This is a genomic window from Thermodesulfitimonas sp., from assembly GCF_052743955.1.
Map to the genome: position 1 here is coordinate 1 of NZ_JBRAIN010000020.1, position 19,944 is coordinate 19,944.

The following is a 19,944-nucleotide window of genomic DNA, read 5'->3' on the forward strand; positions in this document are numbered from 1 at the left end:
TCCTTTTAAGTAAGTAAGAATGCAAATAGATAAAGCGCTCCGGCTCGCGAAAGATAATGGCGAGGGCCAGGAGATACTTCCGGTGCTTACAGAGCACCTTAGGGCTCAACCCGGTCCGCTGCGCCATCTCGCGCAAAGGCAGGCGCTTCCCCGTAGCGAACCGGTGGAAAAATTCTTCCTCCTGAGCCAGCAAAATCGCGGCTCGAATAAGGGATGCACGGCAGTCGGCATGCTTTGGAGAAAGAGTTACTAACTCCTCTAAGGTAATACCAAACGTTGCCAGAAGCTTTTCGTAGTCTCTAATCTCCTCTGCCCGGTCCTGAGCCACCGCTTCCCACAGCGCTTCATCCTGGGCCGCCGCTACCTGCATCTTCTCGACCCGCGTATCCGATATTTCAAGAGTAGAGGCGGCCTCCTGATGCCGCGCTTCCTGGCGGAGATAGTTGGCCAGCTGGCTCTTAATCACCAGCCGGGCAAAAGCTAAAAAGGGTACCCCCGCTCCAGCTGGAATCTGGTAACTGCCTCGTTAAAGGCGATCATGCCTACACTCAGTTCGTCGTTTCGCTTCTTAAGAGAGGCGTGCCGGAGATAAGAGTTGATGCTGTCGGCGATAAAATTTACGGTGTGCCGCAAGCAAAGCGTTTCGCGCTTCACTTTCCCCACGCTGGGCCCGCGTAAGCAAATCCCGGAGGGTTTCCTCATCCATCGCTTAAAACCCCTTGCTCCCGGAACCGATCTTACCGGGCTCCACTTAGGGAATACACCCGGCAAACTGGCTTTAAAAGGAATTAATGAAAATAAGTTCGTAAGAAAAATTCAGAATCCACCAGCTTTTTTCCACCACCCGAGGGCGTACAGGTAAAGTCCCAGGCCCAAAAGTCCTCCCAAAAGGAGGAAAGGCTGCAGTCGCCCAGCAACTGCAGCCCATTTTTTTTCAAAAAAAAACAACGCCGAGGGCGAGGTAGAGCGTAGCCCAACTCACCGCAAAAAAACTGGTCAAGGCGAGGAAGAGCACCGGATTCAGCTGCCCTACCCCAGCGAGATAAGGCGTCAGGTTGCTTATTCCCGGGATGAAACGGCCGAAGACAACGAAACCTGGTGCTGAATAACCGAGATAGGCCCGTGCTTTCGCCAACCGCGCGGGTGTAACCTTAAGCAGACGACCCCCGAGTTCAAAAACCCGTCCGCCAAGCTTAACGCCTAAAAGATAAGCCAGAGCCGAACCGGTGATGAAGCCGGTGCAGGTGGCCAGAAGGGCTGCCGGAAAGGTCATGTAGCCCCGGGCTACAAGGAACCCGGCCAAGATGACCATTATCCCCCGGGAAAAAAAGGAACGCCCAGCGCCTCCACCAAGCTGCTCAAAAGCAGGCCGCCAATGCCGAAATAGGCGAGATAATCCAGGATGAATTCCTTTCACGTTCCTTTCCCGCCCTCAAGCCGTCGCTGCAGGCAACATTTCCGGCAAGGGTGGTAACCGGACATTAGCGCTTCTCTTTCGTTGTGGAAATAGACCCGGTTGGCCGGAGCAGGGAGCCCCGAACAACCCGGAAGGTGGTAGGTGTAGGTCCGGGAGTTGCCTATTACCGGCCCGGTGACGAAATGGCGCTTCTGCCACAGGCCCCGTCCCGCCTCCAGTGCTTCCCGCTGGGCCGATAGAAACGCCGCCGTATATTTCAGGTTGGGCGGGGCGGTATAGACCTGGGCGTAGCCTTCCTTCACCAGCTCACGGTTAAAAAGATTCCCGTCAAGGTAAAGGTACGCCAGCAACCGCCCGTAACGGTCGCGGGTTTCGACGTCGAACTCCAGACGCACAACCCGGCCTAGCGTCCGCTTCCGGGTATAGGCCTTTGCTTCCCAGCCGTACACCTCCGCCTCCCTCTGCCCAGCCCCGGTTTCCGGCGCGTTCACCCCGATAAGCCGGACCTTTTCCTCCTTCCCCACCCGTACCCAGCCGCCGGGGACGCGGAGGGAATAACCGTTCCCGTCGGGGCTCACCGCCGGCCCCGCCTGGAAGCGCACCACTACCGTGTCGCCGTCAATCACCCGCACCACGCGCGCCGTTACCGCCGCTGCCGGCGGGCACTGCGCAGGAAGCCCCGCTCTAACTGAGGCGTTCTCACCTCTCTCCCGGCACCCGCCTGCGGTAAGGTAAAGCGCCAGCAGGAGCAACAGGGCAGCTATTCCCTTTGTCCGCACCGTCTTCAAAGACGGTATACGCCAAAAGATTACCGGCACCCGCTTCATCTTAGAGAACCCGCGCCACGCCGCTATAAATGACGCCCCGTTGCGGATCAAGGGTGATAAGCATACCATCTTTAATGATGGCGGTCGCGCCCTCGATGCCTACGACTACCGGAATTCCGAATTCTAGCCCTACAATCGCAGCGTGCGAGGTCATCCCGCCCGTTTCGGTAACCACCCCCGCCGCCCGTTCCAGCGCCGGGATGTACTCCTTGTCGGTGGCTGGCGCCACCAGGATATCACCGGACTGCACCCGCTCCAGCGCCTCCCGCGCCGTATGAACCACCCGCGCCGGGCCACTCACGGCCCGCGTCCCGATCCCCACGCCCCGCGCCACCACGTTGCCCACCATGTGGACTTTAAGCAGGTTCGTCGTGCCGTGCACACCCACGGGGACCCCGGCGGTAATCACAACCAAGTCGCCCGCCCGGACGTAACCTGCGGTTACAGCCGCCTCCACCGCTGCCTTGATCATCTGGTCGGTACTCTCGGTCGGTTCAACTAGAAGGGGTAAAACGCCCCATACCAGCGATAACCGGCGCACCACCCTCTCATGCGGGGTAACCGCAACGACCGGCGGTCGGGGCCGGTACTTGGCCACCATCCGCGCCGTGTAGCCGGTCTGCGTGGCAGTAATGATTGCTGCCGCCCCTAGATCCTCGGCCGCCGTACAGGTAGCAAAACTGATGGCGTCCGTTACCGAATGTTTCGCCGCCGCCTGCTGCCGCCGCAAAAACTCACTGTACGGTAGTGCCTCCTCTGTCCGGGCCGCGATCCGGGCCATGACGGCCACCGCTTCGACCGGGTAGCGCCCGATGGCGGTTTCTCCGGAAAGCATCACCGCGTCCGTACCGTCGAAGATGGCGTTGGCGACGTCACTAGCCTCGGCCCTGGTCGGGCGCGAGTTGTGAATCATCGACTCGAGCATCTGCGTGGCCGTAATCACCGGTTTACCGACGGCATTGGCCTCCTCGATGATACGTTTCTGCGCTAAAGGCACTTCCTCCGTGGGAATCTCGAGCCCGAGGTCGCCGCGCGCGACCATCACCCCGTCGGCCACCTTCAGGATCGCCCCGAGATTTTCAAGTCCCTCCCAGTTCTCGATCTTGGCAATCAGGGCAATATCGGCACCAGCTTCCTCAAGCAGCCGCCGGGCCGCAAGCACATCCTCGGCCCGCCTGACGAAAGAGAGAGCGATAAAATCCACTTCCTCGGCAATCCCAAACCTGATGTCGGCGATATCCTTTTCCGTGAGGGAAGGCAGGTTCACCTTAACCCCCGGCAGGTTAACGCCCTTTCGGGCACTCACCTCGCCGCCTATTTCCACGCGGCAGAGAACGCCTTCTGCAGTCGTGTTCAAAACCCGGAGGCTCACCAGGCCATCGGCCACTAAAATGATGTTGCCCGGCTTCACGTCGCGAGCAAGCCCCTCGTAGTTGACCGGGATCCGCCGCCGGGTACCTTTAAAATCCTTCGGAATCAGCTCAACTTCCTCACCCGCCTCGAGACGAAACGACCCCGCTTCAAAATCCCCGATCCTGATGCGCGGGCCCCGGATATCGAGAAGGATGCCCAGGTTCTGGCCGAGTTTCGTCGCTACCGCCCGAAGGACCCGCAGCCGCCGCCGGTGCTCCTCCTGCGTTCCGTGGGACATGTTAATCCTGGCCACATTCATCCCGCTCCGGAGCATCGCCTCGATCACGGCGGGATCTTCGCTCGCCGGACCGATGGTGCAGACAATCTTCGTGTGGCGCAAGAGCCTCCCCCCTATCTTCTTATATCGCTAAAATCTCGGCCAGCTGATAGAGCTCCCGATCAATTTCCTTGCGCTCCGACAGGAGTTCCGCGAGGTTGTAGTGCCTTAATCGACCGCCGCTTACCCCAACGGCCACGCACTTCTCCCCTGCCAGGAGCAACTCTACGGCCCGCGCCCCCATAACGCTGGCCAACAACCGGTCAAAGGCGGTCGGCGTGCCGCCGCGCTGGATATGGCCCAGAATGGTGAGCTTGGTATCGAAACCGGTGCGCGCTTTGACCTCGCGGGCCACCTCGGCAGCGGAACCGGCCCCTTCGGCCACTACGATGATACTGCGCAGCTTGCCCCGCCGCACCCCGCGCAGGAGCTTGCGGCATACAGCCTCAATATCGAAAGGGGCCTCCGGAATCAGGATCGATTCGGCACCACCGGCCAAACCGGCGTACAGGGCAATAAATCCGGAATGGCGCCCCATAACCTCTACCACAAAGGTGCGCTCATGGGGGGTCGCCGTATCCCGGATTTTGTTGATGGTGTCAACAACGTTGTTGACCGCCGTATCAAAGCCAATCGCGTAGTCTGTTCCGGGGATGTCGTTGTCGATCGTGGCCGGGATGCAGACTACCGGCATACCGGTCTCCGCGTGAAAGGTAAGCGCCCCTTTGAAAGAACCGTCCCCGCCAATGACCACCAGACCTTCGATTCCGGCCCGCCGGACGGAGGCAAAAGCCTCCGCTCGCCCCTCGGGGAAAGAAACTCCTCCGAATGTGCCGTCAAGAGGATCGTACCGCCCGTCTGGATGATATCAGCTACCGATCCTAAGGTAAAGAGCTCGCCATCTCCCTCGATCAAGCCGGCAAAGCCGCGCCTGACCCCGAAAACTTCGCACCCGTGAAAGATCGCTTTTCGCACCACCGCCCGGATGGCGGCGTTCATCCCCGGCGCGTCGCCGCCGCTGGTTAAAACGGGGCGATCCGGCACAAAAAACCACCCCCGCAGCTACAGGGAAAAGAGGGGCTTACTCGCCTGCGCCATCCGGCGCGCCGACGCGGCCTACGTTTTTCAACTTCGCGTAGCGGCGGGCGACGAGTTCCTCCGGCGTAAGCCGTAGCAGCACCTGAAGGTAGCGCACCACCGCTTCCCGGATTGCCGCTCCCGCACTGGCGGGATCCCGGTGCGCGCCACCCAAGGGCTCGGGAATAACCTCGTCAATGACCCCCAGAGACAGGAGATCCTGCGCCGTGAGCTTAAGCGCTTCCGCCGCCTCCCGCGCCCGGCCCGCATCCTTCCAGAGGATGCTCGCGCACCCCTCGGGGGAAATTACCGAAAAAATGGCGTGTTCCTGCATTAAGACAACGTCCCCCACCGCCAAAGCCAGCGCGCCGCCGCTTCCCCCTTCCCCAATTACTACTATTATTATGGGTACGCGGAGCGCGCTCATACGCAGTAAATTTTCGGCGATCGCGCGGCTCTGGCCCCGCTCTTCCGCGCCAATGCCGCAGTGGGCGCCAGGCGTATCGATGAAACTGAGCACCGGCCGCCCGAACTTCTCCGCCTGGAGCATCAGCCGGAGCGCCTTACGGAAACCCTCGGGATGCGCCATGCCGAAGTTCCGCTGCACGTTCTCTTTGGTATTGCGCCCCTTAAGGTGGCCCACCACCGTGACCGGGATCTCCCCCAGCCAGCCGATCCCCCCGAGCACCGCCGGATCATCGCCGAAACAGCGGTCCCCGTGGAGCGCGATAAACTCCGTGAGCAGCATCTTCACGTAATCTGCCGCGTTAGGGCGGTCGGGGTGGCGCGCTAGCTGCACTTTCTGCCAAGGGGTAAGATTGGCGAAGATAGAGCGTTTGATCGCCTCCGCACGCCTCTTTAGGTTTTCGATCTCTTCGGAGAGGTCCAGACCCTTCTCCTCGCTGAAGGCGGTCAGTTCCGCAATCTTGTTTTCTAACTCGACGAAGGGTTTTTCAAAATCAAGAACCGTCGGCATAGCTCCGCCTCCACTCGTGGAGCTTAAGGATGCGCGCCAGGGTTTCCCGCATCCTGGGCCGCGGCACCACCAGGTCGATCATCCCGTGTTCCTGCAAAAACTCCGCTCTCTGAAAGCCTTCGGGCAGCTTCTGCTTGATCGTTTGCTCGATCACGCGCGGCCCGGTAAAGCCGATGAGCGCGCCGGGCTCGGCGAGAATGATGTCTCCTAACATCCCGAAGCTCGCGCTAACCCCGCCGGTTGTGGGATCGGTCAAAACCGGAATGTAGAGGAGGCCCGCATCGTCAAGGCGCTTGATCGCCGCAGCGGTTCTGGCCATCTGCATCAGCGCCACCACGCCTTCCTGCATCCGTGCTCCACCGGAAGCCACAAAAATGATGAGCGGCAAGCGCCGCTCGCAAGCCCGTTCCACCGCGCGCACGATCTTTTCGCCCACCGCGGCCCCCATACTCGCCATAATGAAGCGGGAATCCATCACCCCGATGATCGTCCGGTGCCCGGCGATGGTCCCCTCGCCGGTAATGATCGCTTCCGCGAGTCCGGTAGCCTGCCGCGCTTCGGCCAGTTTTTCCGGATAACCCGGAAAATTAAGGGGGTTGTCCGCTACCAGGTCGGCATCCTGCTCGATAAAGCTGCCTTCGTCAAGGGTAAAGCTCAACCTTTCCGCCGCGGTCAGGCGGAAATGAAAGCCGCATTTCGGGCATACCTTAAGGTTTTTCAAGAGGTCCTTGTTGTAAACAATCTCTTCGCACCGCGGGCATTTTACCCATAAACCCTCCGGAATTTCCCTCTTCCCTTCCTGGCGAATCGTAACGTACTTCGGCTTCTTAAAAAGCTCTAAGACCAACTAATCCTCTCCCTTCAGACATCAGAAGGACCCTAAGAGTTCGAGCGCCTCCTCCACCTCGGCCTCGGGGACTAAAACCTCGTAAGTCTGGCTGTTTTCGCTACCGGCACCTACAAGATTCAGCTTAACTAACAAGCCTTCTTTAACTAAAAAATCCCGGACTTTTTCTGCTTCTTTCCGCGTCGGTGCGATATAGACCACCGTCCACACAGGGCGCCCTCCTCGCTCCGCTTTCCATAGGGGACAGGCTGCTTTCCGGAAAACCGGCGCGTAAATTTATCCCGTTTAGGTATTATTCCCGGCCGCTACGTAAAAATTCCTTTATTCATCGGTCCGCAGCCGGCCGTGTTTGGTCAGAATTTCGGCTTTCCCCCGCACCTTAATCGCCGAAGTATGCTCGGTAAACTGCGCAATCATAACCTCACCCCGGTCCAATTTTTCGGTGTGGTGAAACTTAGTATCCTTACCCCGGGTGAGTCCCATAACGGTGACCCCGTTTTCTAACGCCTTGATAACGATATATTCAGCTAAAACCCAGTCTTGTTCGGGCATCCACTACTACTCCCCCTAACTTCTCGCAGGTATGATAGCATACGCGCAGCCGCAAGGACAAGTTTCTTGCGGGCAATGGAGGCTCACGACCGGGACCAAGCAATCCTGATGTTCTTCTCCCCGAGAAGCTTCTTCAACGCCTCCAGCACCGGCGAGGCCACGTTGACCCAGTAGTTTTCCGGTGCCTTGCGGACCGCACTTTCGCCCGGATAGTAGAGATAAACCGGGCAGTTGCCGCGGTAGGAACTGAGAACCTCTTTTAATCGCCCGATAAGCCGTGGGGTGTTCTCCGGGAGGTAAAGATAAAGCTCCGCCCCGTCACCCTTAAGCGGCGTCACCTCGTCCGCTACCACCCTTATTCTTTCCGTTCCCTTCGCTTTCCTGCCGCTCACGATAATTACCGTTTCGGGTTTGAGTAACTGGCGGCATTGCTGGAAAACCTGCGGAAAAACCACCACCTCAATAACGCCGGTCAAGTCTTCGAGCTGCACCACCGCCATTGGTTCCCCTTTTTTGGTCCGGTAGCGGCGCACCGCCACGATAAGCCCGCCGGCCTTTAACGGCCCGTTTGCCTCTAACTCGGCCAGGTCCGCCGCCTGGACGGTAGTGAGCGCCCGCAGGACCTCCCGGTACGCGGCTAAGGGGTGTCCGGTGATATATAGCCCCAGGAGTTCCTTTTCCATCGCGAGGAGTTCCTGCTGCGGGAACTCGGGAAGCGCAGGGTCGATCCTGAGCACGTAGCCCGCACCCGATAGCTCCCCGAAAAGGGTTAACTGGCCCGACTCCTTTTCCTTTGCCGCCCGCTGGGCCAGTTCAAGACCCTCATCCAGTACGGCCAGCACTTGGCGGCGCCCGTGGCCGAGCGACGCAAAGGCCCCGGCACGTGCTAAGCTTTCAAGTACCCGGCGGTTGATTACGCGGGGGTTCATTCGGGCGCAGAAATCCCCAAAGTCCCGGAAGGGACCACCTTCTTCCCGGGCGGCAATGATAGCTTCCACCGCCGTATCCCCGACGTTCTTTATCGCGGCCAGCCCGAAACGGATGCCGCCGGAAACTACGGTAAAGTTCCGGCCGCTTTCGTTGACATCGGGGGGCAGAACGGCTATACCAAGCCGGCGGCACTCCTCAACGTAAGCCGCCACTTTCTCCGCACGGTCCCGGACCGAGGTGAGGAGCGCCGCCATATACTCCACCGTGTAGTTGGCCTTGAGGTAGGCCGTCTGGTAGGCCACTAGCGCGTAGGCGGCTGAGTGGCTCTTGTTAAAACCATAGCCGGCGAAATATTCCATGAGATCGAAGATCTCGCCCGCCAGTTGCGCGTCGATCCCGTTCTTTACTGCTCCTTCAATAAAGCGGGACCGCAGACCGGCAATTATCTCCGACTTCTTCTTCCCCATCGCCCGGCGCAGGAGATCCGCCTCCCCCAGGCTGAAGCCAGCAAGGGTGCTAGCGATCTTCATCACCTGCTCCTGGTAAAGGATCACCCCGTAGGTCTCCTTCAGGATCGGCTCGAGCGCGGGATGCAGGTAGCTCACCGGCGTCTGCCCGTGCTTGCGCCGGATGAAATCTTCCACCATCCCGCTGCCTAAAGGCCCGGGGCGGTAAAGGGCTACCAAAGCTACCAGGTCCTCAAAGGTACTCGGTCTTAACTCCCGGAGCAGATTGCGCATCCCGCTCGACTCGAACTGGAAGACGCCCGCCGTCTCTCCCTGGCAGAGAAGTTCGTAGGTAGCCGGGTCGTCAAGGGGCGGGTTGTCGATATCGACCGCTACCCCCCGGTGCTCCTGCACCAGCTTGAGCGTATCGCCGATGACCGAGAGGGTGCGCAGGCCGAGGATGTCCATCTTGAGCAGGCCCAGCTCCTCGACGGCCTCCATGGTGAACTGGGTAGCCACCGTTCCGTCCGCCACCCGGTGCAGAGGGAGAAAGTTCGTAAGGGGCTCGGGGGCGATTACGACACCCGCAGCGTGCGTGGAAGCGTGGCGGGGCATCCCTTCTACCCGAGAAGCAATATCTAAGAGCCGTTTCACCGTCGGGTCGCCTGCCGCCAACTCTGCCAGTTCCGGAGAGAGTTCGCAAGCTTTAGCCACGGTCATTTTCGGCTCGCCCGGAACTAGGCGCGCTACCCGGTCGACATCACCGTAAGGGAGCCCCAGCGCCCGGCCTACGTCCCTGATCGCCGCGCGCGCTGCCATCGTGCCGAAGGTAGCGATCTGGGCTACCCGGTCGGCACCGTAGCGGTGGAAGACGTACTCGATAACCTTGCCGCGCAGCTCGTAACAAAAGTCGGTATCGATATCCGGCAGCGAAACCCGTTCCGGGTTTAAAAAGCGCTCGAAGAGAAGCCCGTAGCGGAGCGGGTCGATATTGGTGATCCCAAGGCAATATGCCACCAGGCTGCCTGCCGCCGAGCCGCGCCCCGGTCCTACCAGAATGCCGTTTTCCCGCGCAAAACGGATAAGGTCCCAGACAATGAGGAAATAAGAGGGGTAGCCCATCTGCTCGATAACCCGCAACTCATACTCTAACCGTTCAAGCGCGCCCTCCGGCGGGTCGGGATAGCGCCTTTTGAATCCGGCATAGCAGAGCTCCCGAAGAAAGGTAGCCGGCGTCTGCCCCTCCGGCACCGGGTAGGCGGGTAGGTGGTGCTTCCCAAAGATGAGTTTTACGTTGCACCGTTCCGCAATTTCCAGAGTCCGGGCCAAGGCGTCCGGTAGCTCCGGGAAAAGGGCCGCCATCTCAGCCGCACTCTTCAGGTAGAGCTGGTTGGACTGGAACCGAAGCCGTTTCGGGTTGTCAAGGGTTTTACCCGTTTGAATGCAGAGAAGGATATCCTGAATCTCCGCGTCGGCGAGATTCACGTAGTGAACGTCATTCGTCGCCACCACCGGTATGCCGAGATCCCGTGAGAGCCGGACCAATTCCGGGTTGATGCGCTGTTGCTCCGGCAAACCGTGGTCCTGCAGCTCTAAAAAGAAGTTATCGGGGCCGAAAATCTCCCGGTAGGTACCGGCAGCCTGCCGGGCAAGTGCGAACGACCCGTCGAGCAGGTGGGTAGCCACTTCGCCGGCAGTACAGCCGCTTAAGGCGATGAGCCCCTGGCTCTTACGGCTGAGCAGGTACTTGTCCACCCGCGGCTTATAATAAAAACCCTCGGTGAAGGCAAGGGAAACAATCTCCATAAGGTTGCGGTAACCGGTTTCGTTTTCCGCCAGAAGGACCAGATGGTAGAGGTTATCGTCAACTTTCGGCGTCCGGTCCGCCATCGACCTGGGCGCCACGTAGACCTCGCACCCGAGGAGCGGCTTTATCTCTTCCTTGAGACAGGCCTTATAGAACTCGACCACCCCGTACATGGCGCCGTGGTCAGTGATGGCCAGAGCCGGCATCCCGAGTTCCTTAGCCCGCCTAACTACCTCCTTGATCCGGGCCGCCCCGTCAAGCAGACTATATTCTGTATGGACGTGGAGATGGACAAACGACAAAGCCCTATTCCCCTCCGCAGCTTTAAAGATAACGGCGCGCACCGAGAAAACGTTCGCGAAAATAAGGGTCGGCAAGAGAGCTGAAGCAGACCCCGGCGCGCGAGCGGGCGTTGATAAACATACTGCTTCCCGCATAAATCCCTACGTGGCTGGGGCCAGGCGTCGTGGTGCTGAAAAAGAGAAGATCGCCTGGCGCAAGTTCCTCCGGCCCTACGGAAAGGCCAGCGCGGTACTGGTCTTCAGCATCGCGCGCCAGCCGGTAGCCGTGCCCCAGATAAGCGATATAAGTTAGCCCCGAGCAATCGATACCCCGTGCGGTCATCCCGCCCCAGAGATACGGCGCACCGAGAAAAAGCCGGGCGGTGGTGACAATCCTTATGCCGACCGCTCCTTTTTCCCTGATCTCGGCGGGCCGGACCGCCTTTTTACTGATCGTCCCCTTTGTGCCGTCTGCAGAAGCAACCCACCACCGGTCCGCTTCTTCCCCCAGGACCGTCAACTCCGCGCCCAAATAAAGCGTAATCCTACCAGCAGCAGTTTCAAGGGGCGCCTGCAGCGCGCTTACCCGTACCCGTCTGCCGCGTACCCGTTCCTCTTTACGCAGTTCGCCCCGCCTCACCCAGCCGCAAGAGCCGTCGTTAGCCATCACGCGGCACCATCCCTGCACCGCCGCGAGCAGCACCACGCAATCTCCCAAGAGCGCCTGAGTGATAAGCGGGGACCCCGTTAGCGGTTCCTCGTGAATGCCGACCACTGGCGGCGCCGCCGCCATTAACCGCACCACCGCGCCCCCTTTATTTAAGCCCGGGAAATCCCTGCTGGTGCAGCGCCTCGTAGAGAACAATGGCCACCGCATTAGAAAGGTTTAGGGAGCGCGCCTCCGGGAGCATGGGGATCCGCACTAACTGGGCGGGAAAAGCCTGGAGGATCCGCTCCGGCAAACCAGCCGTTTCCTTCCCGAAAACAAGGAACGTTCCCGGCGGGTAGCAGACCGCGGTATACCACCGCGCCGCCTTCGTCGTCGTGAAATAAAAAGGTGCGTCGCGGTTCGCTTCGTAAAGCTCCTCAAAACTATCGTAGTAGTGAACCTCTACCAGATGCCAGTAGTCAAGGCCGGCCCGCCGGAGGTGCTTATCGTCAACCTTAAAGCCAAGAGGCCGCACCAAATGAAGGCGAGCTCCGGTCGCAGCACAGGTCCGCGCCACATTCCCCGTATTCGGCGGGATTTCCGGTTCGACAAGCACCACATTCATCCGCGACCACCGCAAAGGCGCCGGTGTTCAACCATGATGCACCTGTCCATAACGAGGCAGACACCCGCCCGGTCACAGAGCGGCACCGCTCCCGTATGCGTCACCCCGAGCTGCAACCAGACCGCCCGGGGCCGCAACGCGAGCGCTTCCTCTACAACCGGAAGGACCTCTTCGCTCCGCCGGAAGACGTTAACGATGTCCACGGCGAACGGGATGTCGCCGAGACACCGGTAAACCTTCTCCCCCAAGATCGTCTCTTCCCGCGGGTAAACAGGGATAATCCTGTAGCCCTGCTGTTGTAAATAGGCCGCCACCCGGTGGCTGTCCCGTTCCGGTTTGGGCGAGAGCCCTACTACCGCCACCGTCCTGCTTTGCTGCAGCAACTCTCTTAGCACTTCGTCCGGAGGGTTTTCAAACACGCGAATTAACCTCCTTGGGTTACTGCTTATGTCAGTTCGCCACTAAACTCCATCATACCTTCTTTAACAATGCGGACGCAAGGCGCCCCGGAGAGGGATAGCGGCGTGTGACCCGCTCTTTTCGTCTTTTCTCTTCCCCCGGGAAGGCCATGGGGTTAAAATTAAAGTTGGGGTGAGTCTTACTTGACACGCGGCATTATTTGCTACTTAGCTATACGCGAAGGTGCGGCCGAAATTGCTTACGACCTGACGGAGCTCCAAGAACTCCTGCGTAACATCGAAATCGAAGCCGCCGCCACTGTGGTCCAGCACCGGGAACCGGACCTCAACTACTTTTTCGGTGAGGGGAAGATCCGGGAAGTGAAGGAGCAAGTTGAGCGGGAAGGCTACGAAGCGGTAGTTTTCAACCGTGAACTATCGCCCCGCCAGGTAAAAGCACTGGAGGATCTTTTCGGTGACGTAGAGGTCTGGGACCGGACTCAGGTGATCCTCGAGATCTTCCGCCGCCGCGCCCACTCCCGCGAAGGGAAGATTCAAGTGGAACTCGCCCGGCTCACCTACCTCTACCCGCGCCTGTACGGCCTCGGCGGCGCCCTTTCCCGGCTGGGCGGTGGGATCGGTACCCGCGGCCCGGGGGAAACAAAGCTCGAAATTCTCCGGCGGGCCCTCCGGGAGCGCATCCATGATTTGCGCCAGGAACTGGAGGCGGTGCGCAAAAACCGCGCCCTCCTCCGCAAGCAACGGCAGGAAGAAGGGCTGCCGACCGTTGCCCTTGTAGGCTATACTAATGCAGGTAAATCAACACTTTTAAACGCCCTTGCAATAAGTAACCAAAAGGTGCTGGCGGAAGACCGCCTCTTTGCCACGCTGGACCCGGTAAGCCGCCGTGTCCGGCTTCCGTCAGGCCGTTTTTTCCTCCTCACCGACACCGTAGGCTTTATTAAAGAGTTACCGCCGAAACTCAAGGAAGCCTTTAAAGCCACCCTTGAGGAACTCGCCTCCGCCCACCTGCTTTTGCACGTCATCGACCTAACAAGCCCCTACCTTGACGAACAGGTAGCCACGGTGGAAAAGCTTCTCGAAGAGCTTAACTTGGCCGACCGGCCGCTGCTGAAGGTTTACAATAAGGTAGACCGCCACGCAGGCATCCTTCCGGAAGACGGCATCGCCATCTCCGCCCTAACGGGGATAAACCTAACCGCGCTCCAAGCCGAAATCGAGGCTCTCCTCTTCCCGGAAAAAGAGGTAGTCATCATAATCCCCTTCGACCGGCTCGGTGAGCTGAGCCGTTGCCGCGAACGCTTGCGCCTCCTCCGGGAAGAATACCTACCGGAAGGCGTGCGCCTCACTGTGCGCGGGCGCCCGGAGGATATCGCCAGACTCACCGCCCGGCTGAAAAACTAGCGGCCGCGCCGGCGTTCAGAAGGCGGCTGTCAGGAAAGGATTATGCAGCCGCTCCTCCCCGATGGTAGTAGCCGGCCCGTGACCCGGGTAAACAGCCGTTTCGTCAGGCAGGGTCAAAAGCCGCTCCTTAATTGACCGGAGGAGCTGCTTCAGGCTCCCGCCGGGGAAGTCGGTCCGCCCTACAGACCCTGCAAAGAGGGTATCGCCGGTAAAAACCATCCCGGGGCCAAGATAACAAACCCCGCCTGGTGTATGCCCTGGAGTATGGAGAACCTCCAGCGTAAAAGCACCAATGGCCACGGTATCACCATCAGCGAGCCGCCTGTCGGGGGGGCCGGCGGTGAAACCCCGGCCCAGGTAAAGAGATAGATTCAACGCAGCGTCTTCTAACAGGGGCGCGTCCGCCGCGTGCACCGCCACCGTCGCCCCGGTTACCCGCCGGAGGGTGGCCACGCCGCCGATATGGTCAGCATGGCCGTGGGTGAGAAGGATCTGGGTAAGCCGGAACCCGCCCCCAACAACCGCCTGGAGAATCTGCTCTGCCGCCGCGCCGGGATCAATTACCGCCGCTACCCGCTGCTCCGGGCAGGCGATGATGTAAGCGTTAGCCTGAAGCTCACCTACCACCAGCGTCTTTACCACGATTTTCTTCATTCCTGTTCTTGCGCTCCGATTCGAGAATCAGCGTCACTGGTCCATCATTGGCGATCTCCACCAGCATCCGGGCCTGAAAGCGGCCCTCCGCCGTGACCACACCCCGGGCGTTCAGTTCCGCGATAAAGCGCCGGTAAAGCGGTTCCGCAACCGCCGGAGGCGCTGCATCGGTGAAGCTCGGCCGCCGACCCCGCCGGCAGTCGCCGTAAAGCGTAAACTGGGAAACCACTAAAACCGTTCCTCCTACCTCCAGAACCGAGCGGTTGAGCTTGCCTTCCCGGTCCTCAAAAACCCGTAGGTGGGCGATTTTCGTGGCCAAATAAGCGGCGTCCTCAGGCGTGTCGTCCCGCCGGATGCCGACCAGAACAACCAAGCCCGGGCCGATACTCGCGTAAGTATGCCCCTCGATATACACGGCGCCGCGCGCCACCCGCTGCACTACCGCCCGCACTTTTTCTCTCCTGTCCCCCCGCTATACGACCCGCCGCACCTCAAAGACATCTTTGATCCGGTTGATTTTCTTAATCAGGTACTCGAGCTGCTCCTTGTCCCTGACCTCCGCACTGAATTCGATTGTCGCCATCCTGTCCTTACGGCCGCGCGCAGTCACCCACGACGCACTGATCTTCATCTCCGTCAGCACACTCATAACGTCGTGCAAAAGACCCGCCCGGTCAAGCGCCGAAACCTCTACACGCACGGAGAAGGGGGCACTAAAACCGACCTCCCACGAAACCTCCACCAGCCGGTCGCTCTCCTTCTCCCGCAAGAGGGCCACGTTGCGGCAGTCCGTCCGGTGAACCGAGATACCCCTCCCTCGCGTCACGTAGCCGATGATCGGGTCCCCGGGAACCGGGTTGCAGCAATGCGCCAGCCGGACCAGGAGGTCGCCTACGCCGCGCACCTTCACCCCGTGCGCTTCTCCCGCCCGGCGCGCCTTAACCGGTAGCAGGGATACCGCCGCCGGCGATGTTTCTTCCCGCAGCCGAGCTACCAATGTCTGGGGCGCCACGACCCCTTGCGCTACAGCGGCGTAAATATCCTCAAAGGTATAGAGGTTAAAGCGACGGCCTTGCTCTAATAATTTTTCGCTCTTGAGGAGATCAAGCTCCAGACCCTGTTTCCGTAGCTCTTTCTCTAACGCCTCGCGGCCGCGCTCAATCGTTTCCTCCCGCCATTCCCGCTTAAACCAGGACCGGATCTTGTTGCGCGCCTGTGAGGTCCTGACCACCGCCAGCCAGTCCCGGCTCGGGTTGGGCTGTTTGGCGGTTACGATCTCGACAATATCCCCCGTCTTGAGCTTATAGTCGAGCGGCACCAGGCGTCCGTTTACCTTTGCTCCTTTGTACCGGTGCCCGACCTCGGTATGGATCCGGTAGGCGAAATCGAGGGGCACCGCCCCCGCCGGCAGCTCAATCACGTCCCCTTTGGGCGTGAAGACGAAAACCACGTCGGCAAAAACATCGATCTTGAGCCGCTCCATAAACTCCCGCGCATCCCGCATTTCGTGAACCCACTCAAGGAGCTCCCGCAGCCACGCCAGCCTGGCTTCAATCTCCTCGTCGCGGGGCCGCCCCTCCTTGTAGCGCCAGTGCGCCGCGATACCGTACTCCGCCGTCCGGTGCATCTCCCAGGTCCGGATCTGGACCTCGAGAGGCTCGCCCTGAAGCCCGACCACGGTGGTGTGCAGCGACTGGTACATATTTTCTTTAGGCACCGCGATGTAATCTTTGAAGCGTCCGGGAACCGGCTTCCAGATGGTGTGCACCACCCCGAGAACGGCGTAGCAATCCCGCACGGTATCAACCAGGGCCCGGATACCGGTAGTGTCGAATATTTCGTCAAACTCCTTCCCCTGGCGTTCCATTTTCTGGTAAATGCTATAAAGATTCTTAGGCCGTCCCTGAAGTTCGGCCTGGATCCCCGCTTCTTCGAGGCGCTGGCGTAAAATCTCGATCGTCTGCCGGGTATGCTCCTCGCGGGCCGCCCGCGTGCGGGCAACCTTTTCCGCCAGGCTCCGGTACTTTTCCGGCTGGAGGTAACGGAAGGCGAGATCCTCGAGCTCCCACTTTAGACGGCAGATGCCGAGCCGGTGCGCAAGCGGCGCAAAGATATCGAGCGTTTCCTGGGCAATTGCCCGCTGCTTCTCCGGGGTATGGTACTGAAGGGTCCGCATGTTATGGAGGCGGTCCGCCAATTTTATCAGAATTACCCGGATGTCCTTGGCCATCGCCAGGAACATCTTGCGGAGGTTCTCGGCCTGCTGTTCCTCCTTGGAACGAAACTCGATCCGGGAAAGCTTCGTCACGCCGTCCACCAGCGCAGCAATTTCCGGACCAAAGTGATCCGTAATGGCTTCGAGCGCGATGCCGGTATCCTCGATCACGTCGTGGAGCAGGCCCGCCACAATCGTTTCTGTATCCAGCTCTAGCTCCGCCAGGATTGCCGCCACCGCCACCGGGTGGACAATATAAGGCTCGCCGGAGTGGCGCTTCTGATCGCCATGTAGCGAAACAGCGAAAAGGTAAGCCTGCCGGAGCAGGTCTTCGTTGACGCTAGGGTTATAAGCCTTGACCCGGTCCAAAAGTTCCTCGTACGAAGTCATCGCTCCCACCACGGGTAATTATACCCACACCGGAAGTAGTCTTTAAGTACCTCCGCCGGTGCCGTCAAGAAATGCTGCTGGCAGCACAGCACCTCCCGCTTCAGGTTATGCTGGCTCCGGAAGGTCGGCGCTGCCGGTAGAAACTGCCGCCGCCGTGGTTTCTGGAGCCACACCGAACAGCTCCCGTCACGCGTGGTGAAACGCACCAGTTCAAGCTCGGACAGCACCGTGAGCAAGTTCTCCACCGCCTGTCGGCCGGCTCCTGGTATCCCTAACGACCTTAAAAAGGCAGCCGCCTCGGCCAATGAAAACCTGATCGCGCCTCGGCCCGCCTGCTGTAAAAGCTGCCGGTAAAAAGCAAACAACACCCGGCGGGAGGGGGCTAAGGCGCCGAGCCGGCGTCGCGTTGCCTCCCTGTCCCGGCGGCCGTAAAGCAGAATAAGGTTACGGCCGCCGCAACGCTGCAGCCACTCCCAGTGGGGCCAGAGATACATCAGGTCGAAAACAAAAACGTCCCGGTCGGGATTGAACCGTCCGGCGAGCGCTGGCGTTGTCACCAGGATATCGATCTCCCCTGCCGCGGCTAACGCGGCAACAGTCCGGCGCGCCGCTGCCAGTCCCCCGTGGAAGGGTACAATCCGCCGCGCTCGCTCCGGGAAAAGGAGCCGCAGGCGGGCCGCCACTTCGGAAGCCACCGCCGGTGTCGATACGACCACCGCCGCTGGCGTGGTTAGCATTTGAGCTAATACCCGCCATCTACCGGGATAATCCCGTAAGTCGATAAGCGCCCCGCTCCTTTCTCCCGCCGGCACCTTTTCGGGCAGGGGCTCGGGGAGGTAAAGATCGGTAAGATCGCTGATGTAGCGGGAGGCTTTCCTGATCAGTATCCCTGCCCCATCGGGTTCTTCCCGATCATCCTGAACCATCCCTCCGGCTCGACAGAACTCCTCCACCTTAAGCTCAAGCCGCCCGGTAACTTCGCTTAAGATGGGCCAGAAGACAAGATCGACAACGGCGGGCAACTCTTCTCCAGAAGCAAGGCCGTAACCGATCCCCTCGAGAGAGACGTTATCCTGGCGGAGGCGAAGTTTCAAATGGTTCCCGTTGCTGCCCACCGGACGCGCTTCCTCCACGCTCACCCCGCAGGCTACCAGCCGTACCGGCGGGTTGGCGCACCCGTGCGGTTCAAAAAGTGCAAGCTCCGTCACGAGTTCGGGCGTTAGGTCCGTGAACCTGACCAGCGCGTCGCAGGCGGCAGACTCAGGCATTACAGGCTCCGCCCGTTGGGCGTACTCTTCCATCGCCCGCCTGAAAGGCTCGACCGCCTGCCGGTGGATCGTGAACCCTCCCGCCCCGGCATGGCCGCCGTAATCTAAAAGTAATTTCCCCGCAGAGACCAGCGCACCGAAGACGTTGAATCCCGGCACCCCGCGCCCCGACCCCCGTCCCTCTTCGCCGTTCAGCGCAATGACAAAAACTGGCCGCCCGTACCGCTCCACCAGGCGGTTGGCCACGATGCCCGTAAGCCCCGGCAGCCACCCTTCGCCCGCAACCACGATCACCGCTTGATCCGCCGCGCCGGGCCGCCCGTCGACTAACGCCTGGGCCTCCGCCGTCACTAAGGCCTCGAGCCGCTGCCGCTCCTGGTTGAGGCGATCGAGCCACGCCGCTTTCTCCTGCGCCTCTTCTTCCCCACAAAGCAAAAGTTCGAAGGCCGGCCGCGGGTCACCAACTCTTCCCGGAGCGTTGAGCCGCGGTGCGAGAACCATTGCCACCGTCCGCGCCGTCACCTTCCCGGTAGCGCCTGCCGCCTGCAACAGCACCTGCAGCCCGGGGCGCGGCCTTTCGTTTAGCTCCTTGAGACCCGCGCGCACCAAAATCCGGTTCTCCCCGGTAAGCGGCACCACATCGGCGATGGTTCCGATGGCAACCAGATCCAGAAACGCTGCCGCCCGCGCCCGTTTCTCACCGAAACACTCAAAAAGGCCCGCCGCTACCTGGTAGGCGACCCCCACCCCCGCTAACTCCTTATAGGGGTAAGGGCAGTCGGCGCGCTTCGGGTTCACCACCGCCACCGCCTCCGGTAGCGCGGGCCCGGGCTGGTGGTGGTCCGTAACCACCAGGTCGATGCCTAATTCCCGGCATAGCGCTGCCTCCCGGAGCGCGCTGATCCCGCAGTCGGCGGTAACCACCAGGCGTACACCCTCTTCCCGGAACCGCCGCAGCGTTTCCTCCTTAAGCCCGTATCCTGCCTCGCGGCTCGGCAGGTAACAATCGGCCTCCAGCCCTAGTTCCCGCAGCGTCAAAAATAAAAGGGCGGTAGCCGTGATCCCGTCGGCGTCGTAGTCACCGTAAATCAGGACCCGCTCCCGCTCCGCCACCGCTCGTCTGAGGCGCGCCACCGCTTTATCGAGATCTTTCAGGTGCCAGGGAGACGCAAGCTGCGCCGGCTCCCCCGCCAGGAACGCCGCCGCCTCGCGCAGCGACCAAACGCCCCGGTTGATAAGGCACTGCGCCGTCACCGGATGCAAACCCAATTCCCGGACGAAAAGTGCCCGCAGGAGCGGCTCCTCAGGGGCCACCCGCCATTTTCTGCCGGCCATCTGCTCTTCCCGCCACCTCTCCGCTTCCTTATTAGTTAAATCATACCATACCCCGCCCCACCAAACAATCTTCACCCAGCGTACGACTGAGTCAAGGAGTTTCGGGTGTTTTTTCTTTCCAGAAATAGGGTTATA

Annotated in this window: 18 protein-coding genes and 1 pseudogene; 1 reads left to right on the top strand and 18 read right to left on the bottom strand. The window is 60.4% G+C overall.

Annotated elements, in window-relative coordinates; translation table 11 throughout:
* From ACUVTA_RS02870 to ACUVTA_RS02935, 14 genes and pseudogenes are all read right to left on the bottom strand, one after another.
* The coding region (locus ACUVTA_RS02870; RefSeq protein WP_445951476.1) for a hypothetical protein at positions 1-466 on the bottom strand (466 nt) is incomplete at its 3' end.
* 14 nt (positions 467-480) lie between these two features.
* Positions 481-663: a hypothetical protein gene (locus ACUVTA_RS02875; RefSeq protein WP_445951477.1), complete on the bottom strand. Its 183-nt coding sequence runs from the start codon at positions 661-663 to the stop codon at positions 481-483.
* Positions 664-934: 271 nt separating this feature from the next.
* Positions 935-1,312, bottom strand: coding sequence for a DedA family protein (locus tag ACUVTA_RS02880; protein WP_445951478.1), 378 nt, complete (start codon positions 1,310-1,312; stop codon positions 935-937).
* A gap of 101 nt (positions 1,313-1,413) precedes the next feature.
* Positions 1,414-2,244: a thermonuclease family protein gene (locus tag ACUVTA_RS02885; RefSeq protein WP_445951479.1), complete on the bottom strand. Its 831-nt coding sequence runs from the start codon at positions 2,242-2,244 to the stop codon at positions 1,414-1,416.
* Position 2,245: 1 nt separating this feature from the next.
* Positions 2,246-3,997, bottom strand: a complete 1,752-nt coding sequence (pyk, locus tag ACUVTA_RS02890) for a pyruvate kinase (RefSeq protein ID WP_445951480.1) — start codon at positions 3,995-3,997, stop codon at positions 2,246-2,248.
* A 19-nt stretch (positions 3,998-4,016) separates the two neighbouring features.
* A pseudogene (locus ACUVTA_RS02895) lies at positions 4,017-4,933 on the bottom strand (ATP-dependent 6-phosphofructokinase).
* Between the two features lie 82 nt (positions 4,934-5,015).
* Entirely contained in the window at positions 5,016-5,987 is a 972-nt protein-coding gene (locus ACUVTA_RS02900; protein ID WP_445951481.1) for an acetyl-CoA carboxylase carboxyltransferase subunit alpha, read from the bottom strand.
* Positions 5,971-6,834: an acetyl-CoA carboxylase, carboxyltransferase subunit beta gene (gene accD / locus ACUVTA_RS02905; protein ID WP_445951482.1), complete on the bottom strand. Its 864-nt coding sequence runs from the start codon at positions 6,832-6,834 to the stop codon at positions 5,971-5,973. Before accD ends, ACUVTA_RS02900 begins: the two co-directional genes overlap by 17 nt.
* A 21-nt stretch (positions 6,835-6,855) precedes the next feature.
* Positions 6,856-7,044, bottom strand: a complete 189-nt coding sequence (locus ACUVTA_RS02910) for a glutamate decarboxylase (protein ID WP_123927957.1) — start codon at positions 7,042-7,044, stop codon at positions 6,856-6,858.
* Positions 7,045-7,155: 111 nt separating this feature from the next.
* Complete coding sequence (mtrB, locus tag ACUVTA_RS02915; protein WP_445951483.1) at positions 7,156-7,386, bottom strand: trp RNA-binding attenuation protein MtrB; 231 nt, start codon at positions 7,384-7,386, stop codon at positions 7,156-7,158.
* A gap of 83 nt (positions 7,387-7,469) precedes the next feature.
* On the bottom strand, positions 7,470-10,871 hold the full coding sequence (locus ACUVTA_RS02920; protein ID WP_445951484.1) for a DNA polymerase III subunit alpha: 3,402 nt from the start codon (positions 10,869-10,871) through the stop codon (positions 7,470-7,472).
* A gap of 22 nt (positions 10,872-10,893) precedes the next feature.
* A complete protein-coding gene (locus tag ACUVTA_RS02925) occupies positions 10,894-11,643 on the bottom strand; it encodes a C40 family peptidase (protein ID WP_445951492.1) in 750 nt (249 codons plus the stop codon).
* A gap of 22 nt (positions 11,644-11,665) precedes the next feature.
* Complete coding sequence (gene trmL / locus ACUVTA_RS02930) at positions 11,666-12,124, bottom strand: tRNA (uridine(34)/cytosine(34)/5-carboxymethylaminomethyluridine(34)-2'-O)-methyltransferase TrmL (protein ID WP_445951485.1); 459 nt, start codon at positions 12,122-12,124, stop codon at positions 11,666-11,668.
* A complete protein-coding gene (locus ACUVTA_RS02935; RefSeq protein ID WP_445951486.1) occupies positions 12,121-12,543 on the bottom strand; it encodes a CoA-binding protein in 423 nt (140 codons plus the stop codon). Before ACUVTA_RS02935 ends, trmL begins: the two co-directional genes overlap by 4 nt.
* Positions 12,544-12,726: 183 nt before the next feature.
* Here ACUVTA_RS02935 and hflX point away from each other — a divergent pair, with 183 nt between their 5' ends.
* On the top strand, positions 12,727-13,947 hold the full coding sequence (gene hflX / locus ACUVTA_RS02940) for a GTPase HflX (RefSeq protein WP_445951487.1): 1,221 nt from the start codon (positions 12,727-12,729) through the stop codon (positions 13,945-13,947).
* A gap of 15 nt (positions 13,948-13,962) precedes the next feature.
* Here hflX and ACUVTA_RS02945 read toward each other — a convergent pair whose 3' ends face one another.
* The 4 genes from ACUVTA_RS02945 to recJ form a co-directional block, all read right to left on the bottom strand.
* A complete protein-coding gene (locus ACUVTA_RS02945) occupies positions 13,963-14,601 on the bottom strand; it encodes an MBL fold metallo-hydrolase (RefSeq protein WP_445951488.1) in 639 nt (212 codons plus the stop codon).
* Complete coding sequence (dtd, locus tag ACUVTA_RS02950) at positions 14,564-15,052, bottom strand: D-aminoacyl-tRNA deacylase (RefSeq protein WP_445951489.1); 489 nt, start codon at positions 15,050-15,052, stop codon at positions 14,564-14,566. The genes ACUVTA_RS02945 and dtd overlap by 38 nt, the downstream gene beginning before the upstream one ends.
* Positions 15,053-15,073: 21 nt before the next feature.
* Positions 15,074-17,206 (bottom strand): RelA/SpoT family protein, encoded by a 2,133-nt coding sequence (locus tag ACUVTA_RS02955; RefSeq protein ID WP_445951490.1) that lies wholly within the window; start codon positions 17,204-17,206, stop codon positions 15,074-15,076.
* Positions 17,203-19,944 (bottom strand): single-stranded-DNA-specific exonuclease RecJ (gene recJ / locus ACUVTA_RS02960; RefSeq protein WP_445951491.1); only part of this gene is annotated, 2,742 nt, incomplete at its 5' end. The genes ACUVTA_RS02955 and recJ, both read right to left, overlap by 4 nt.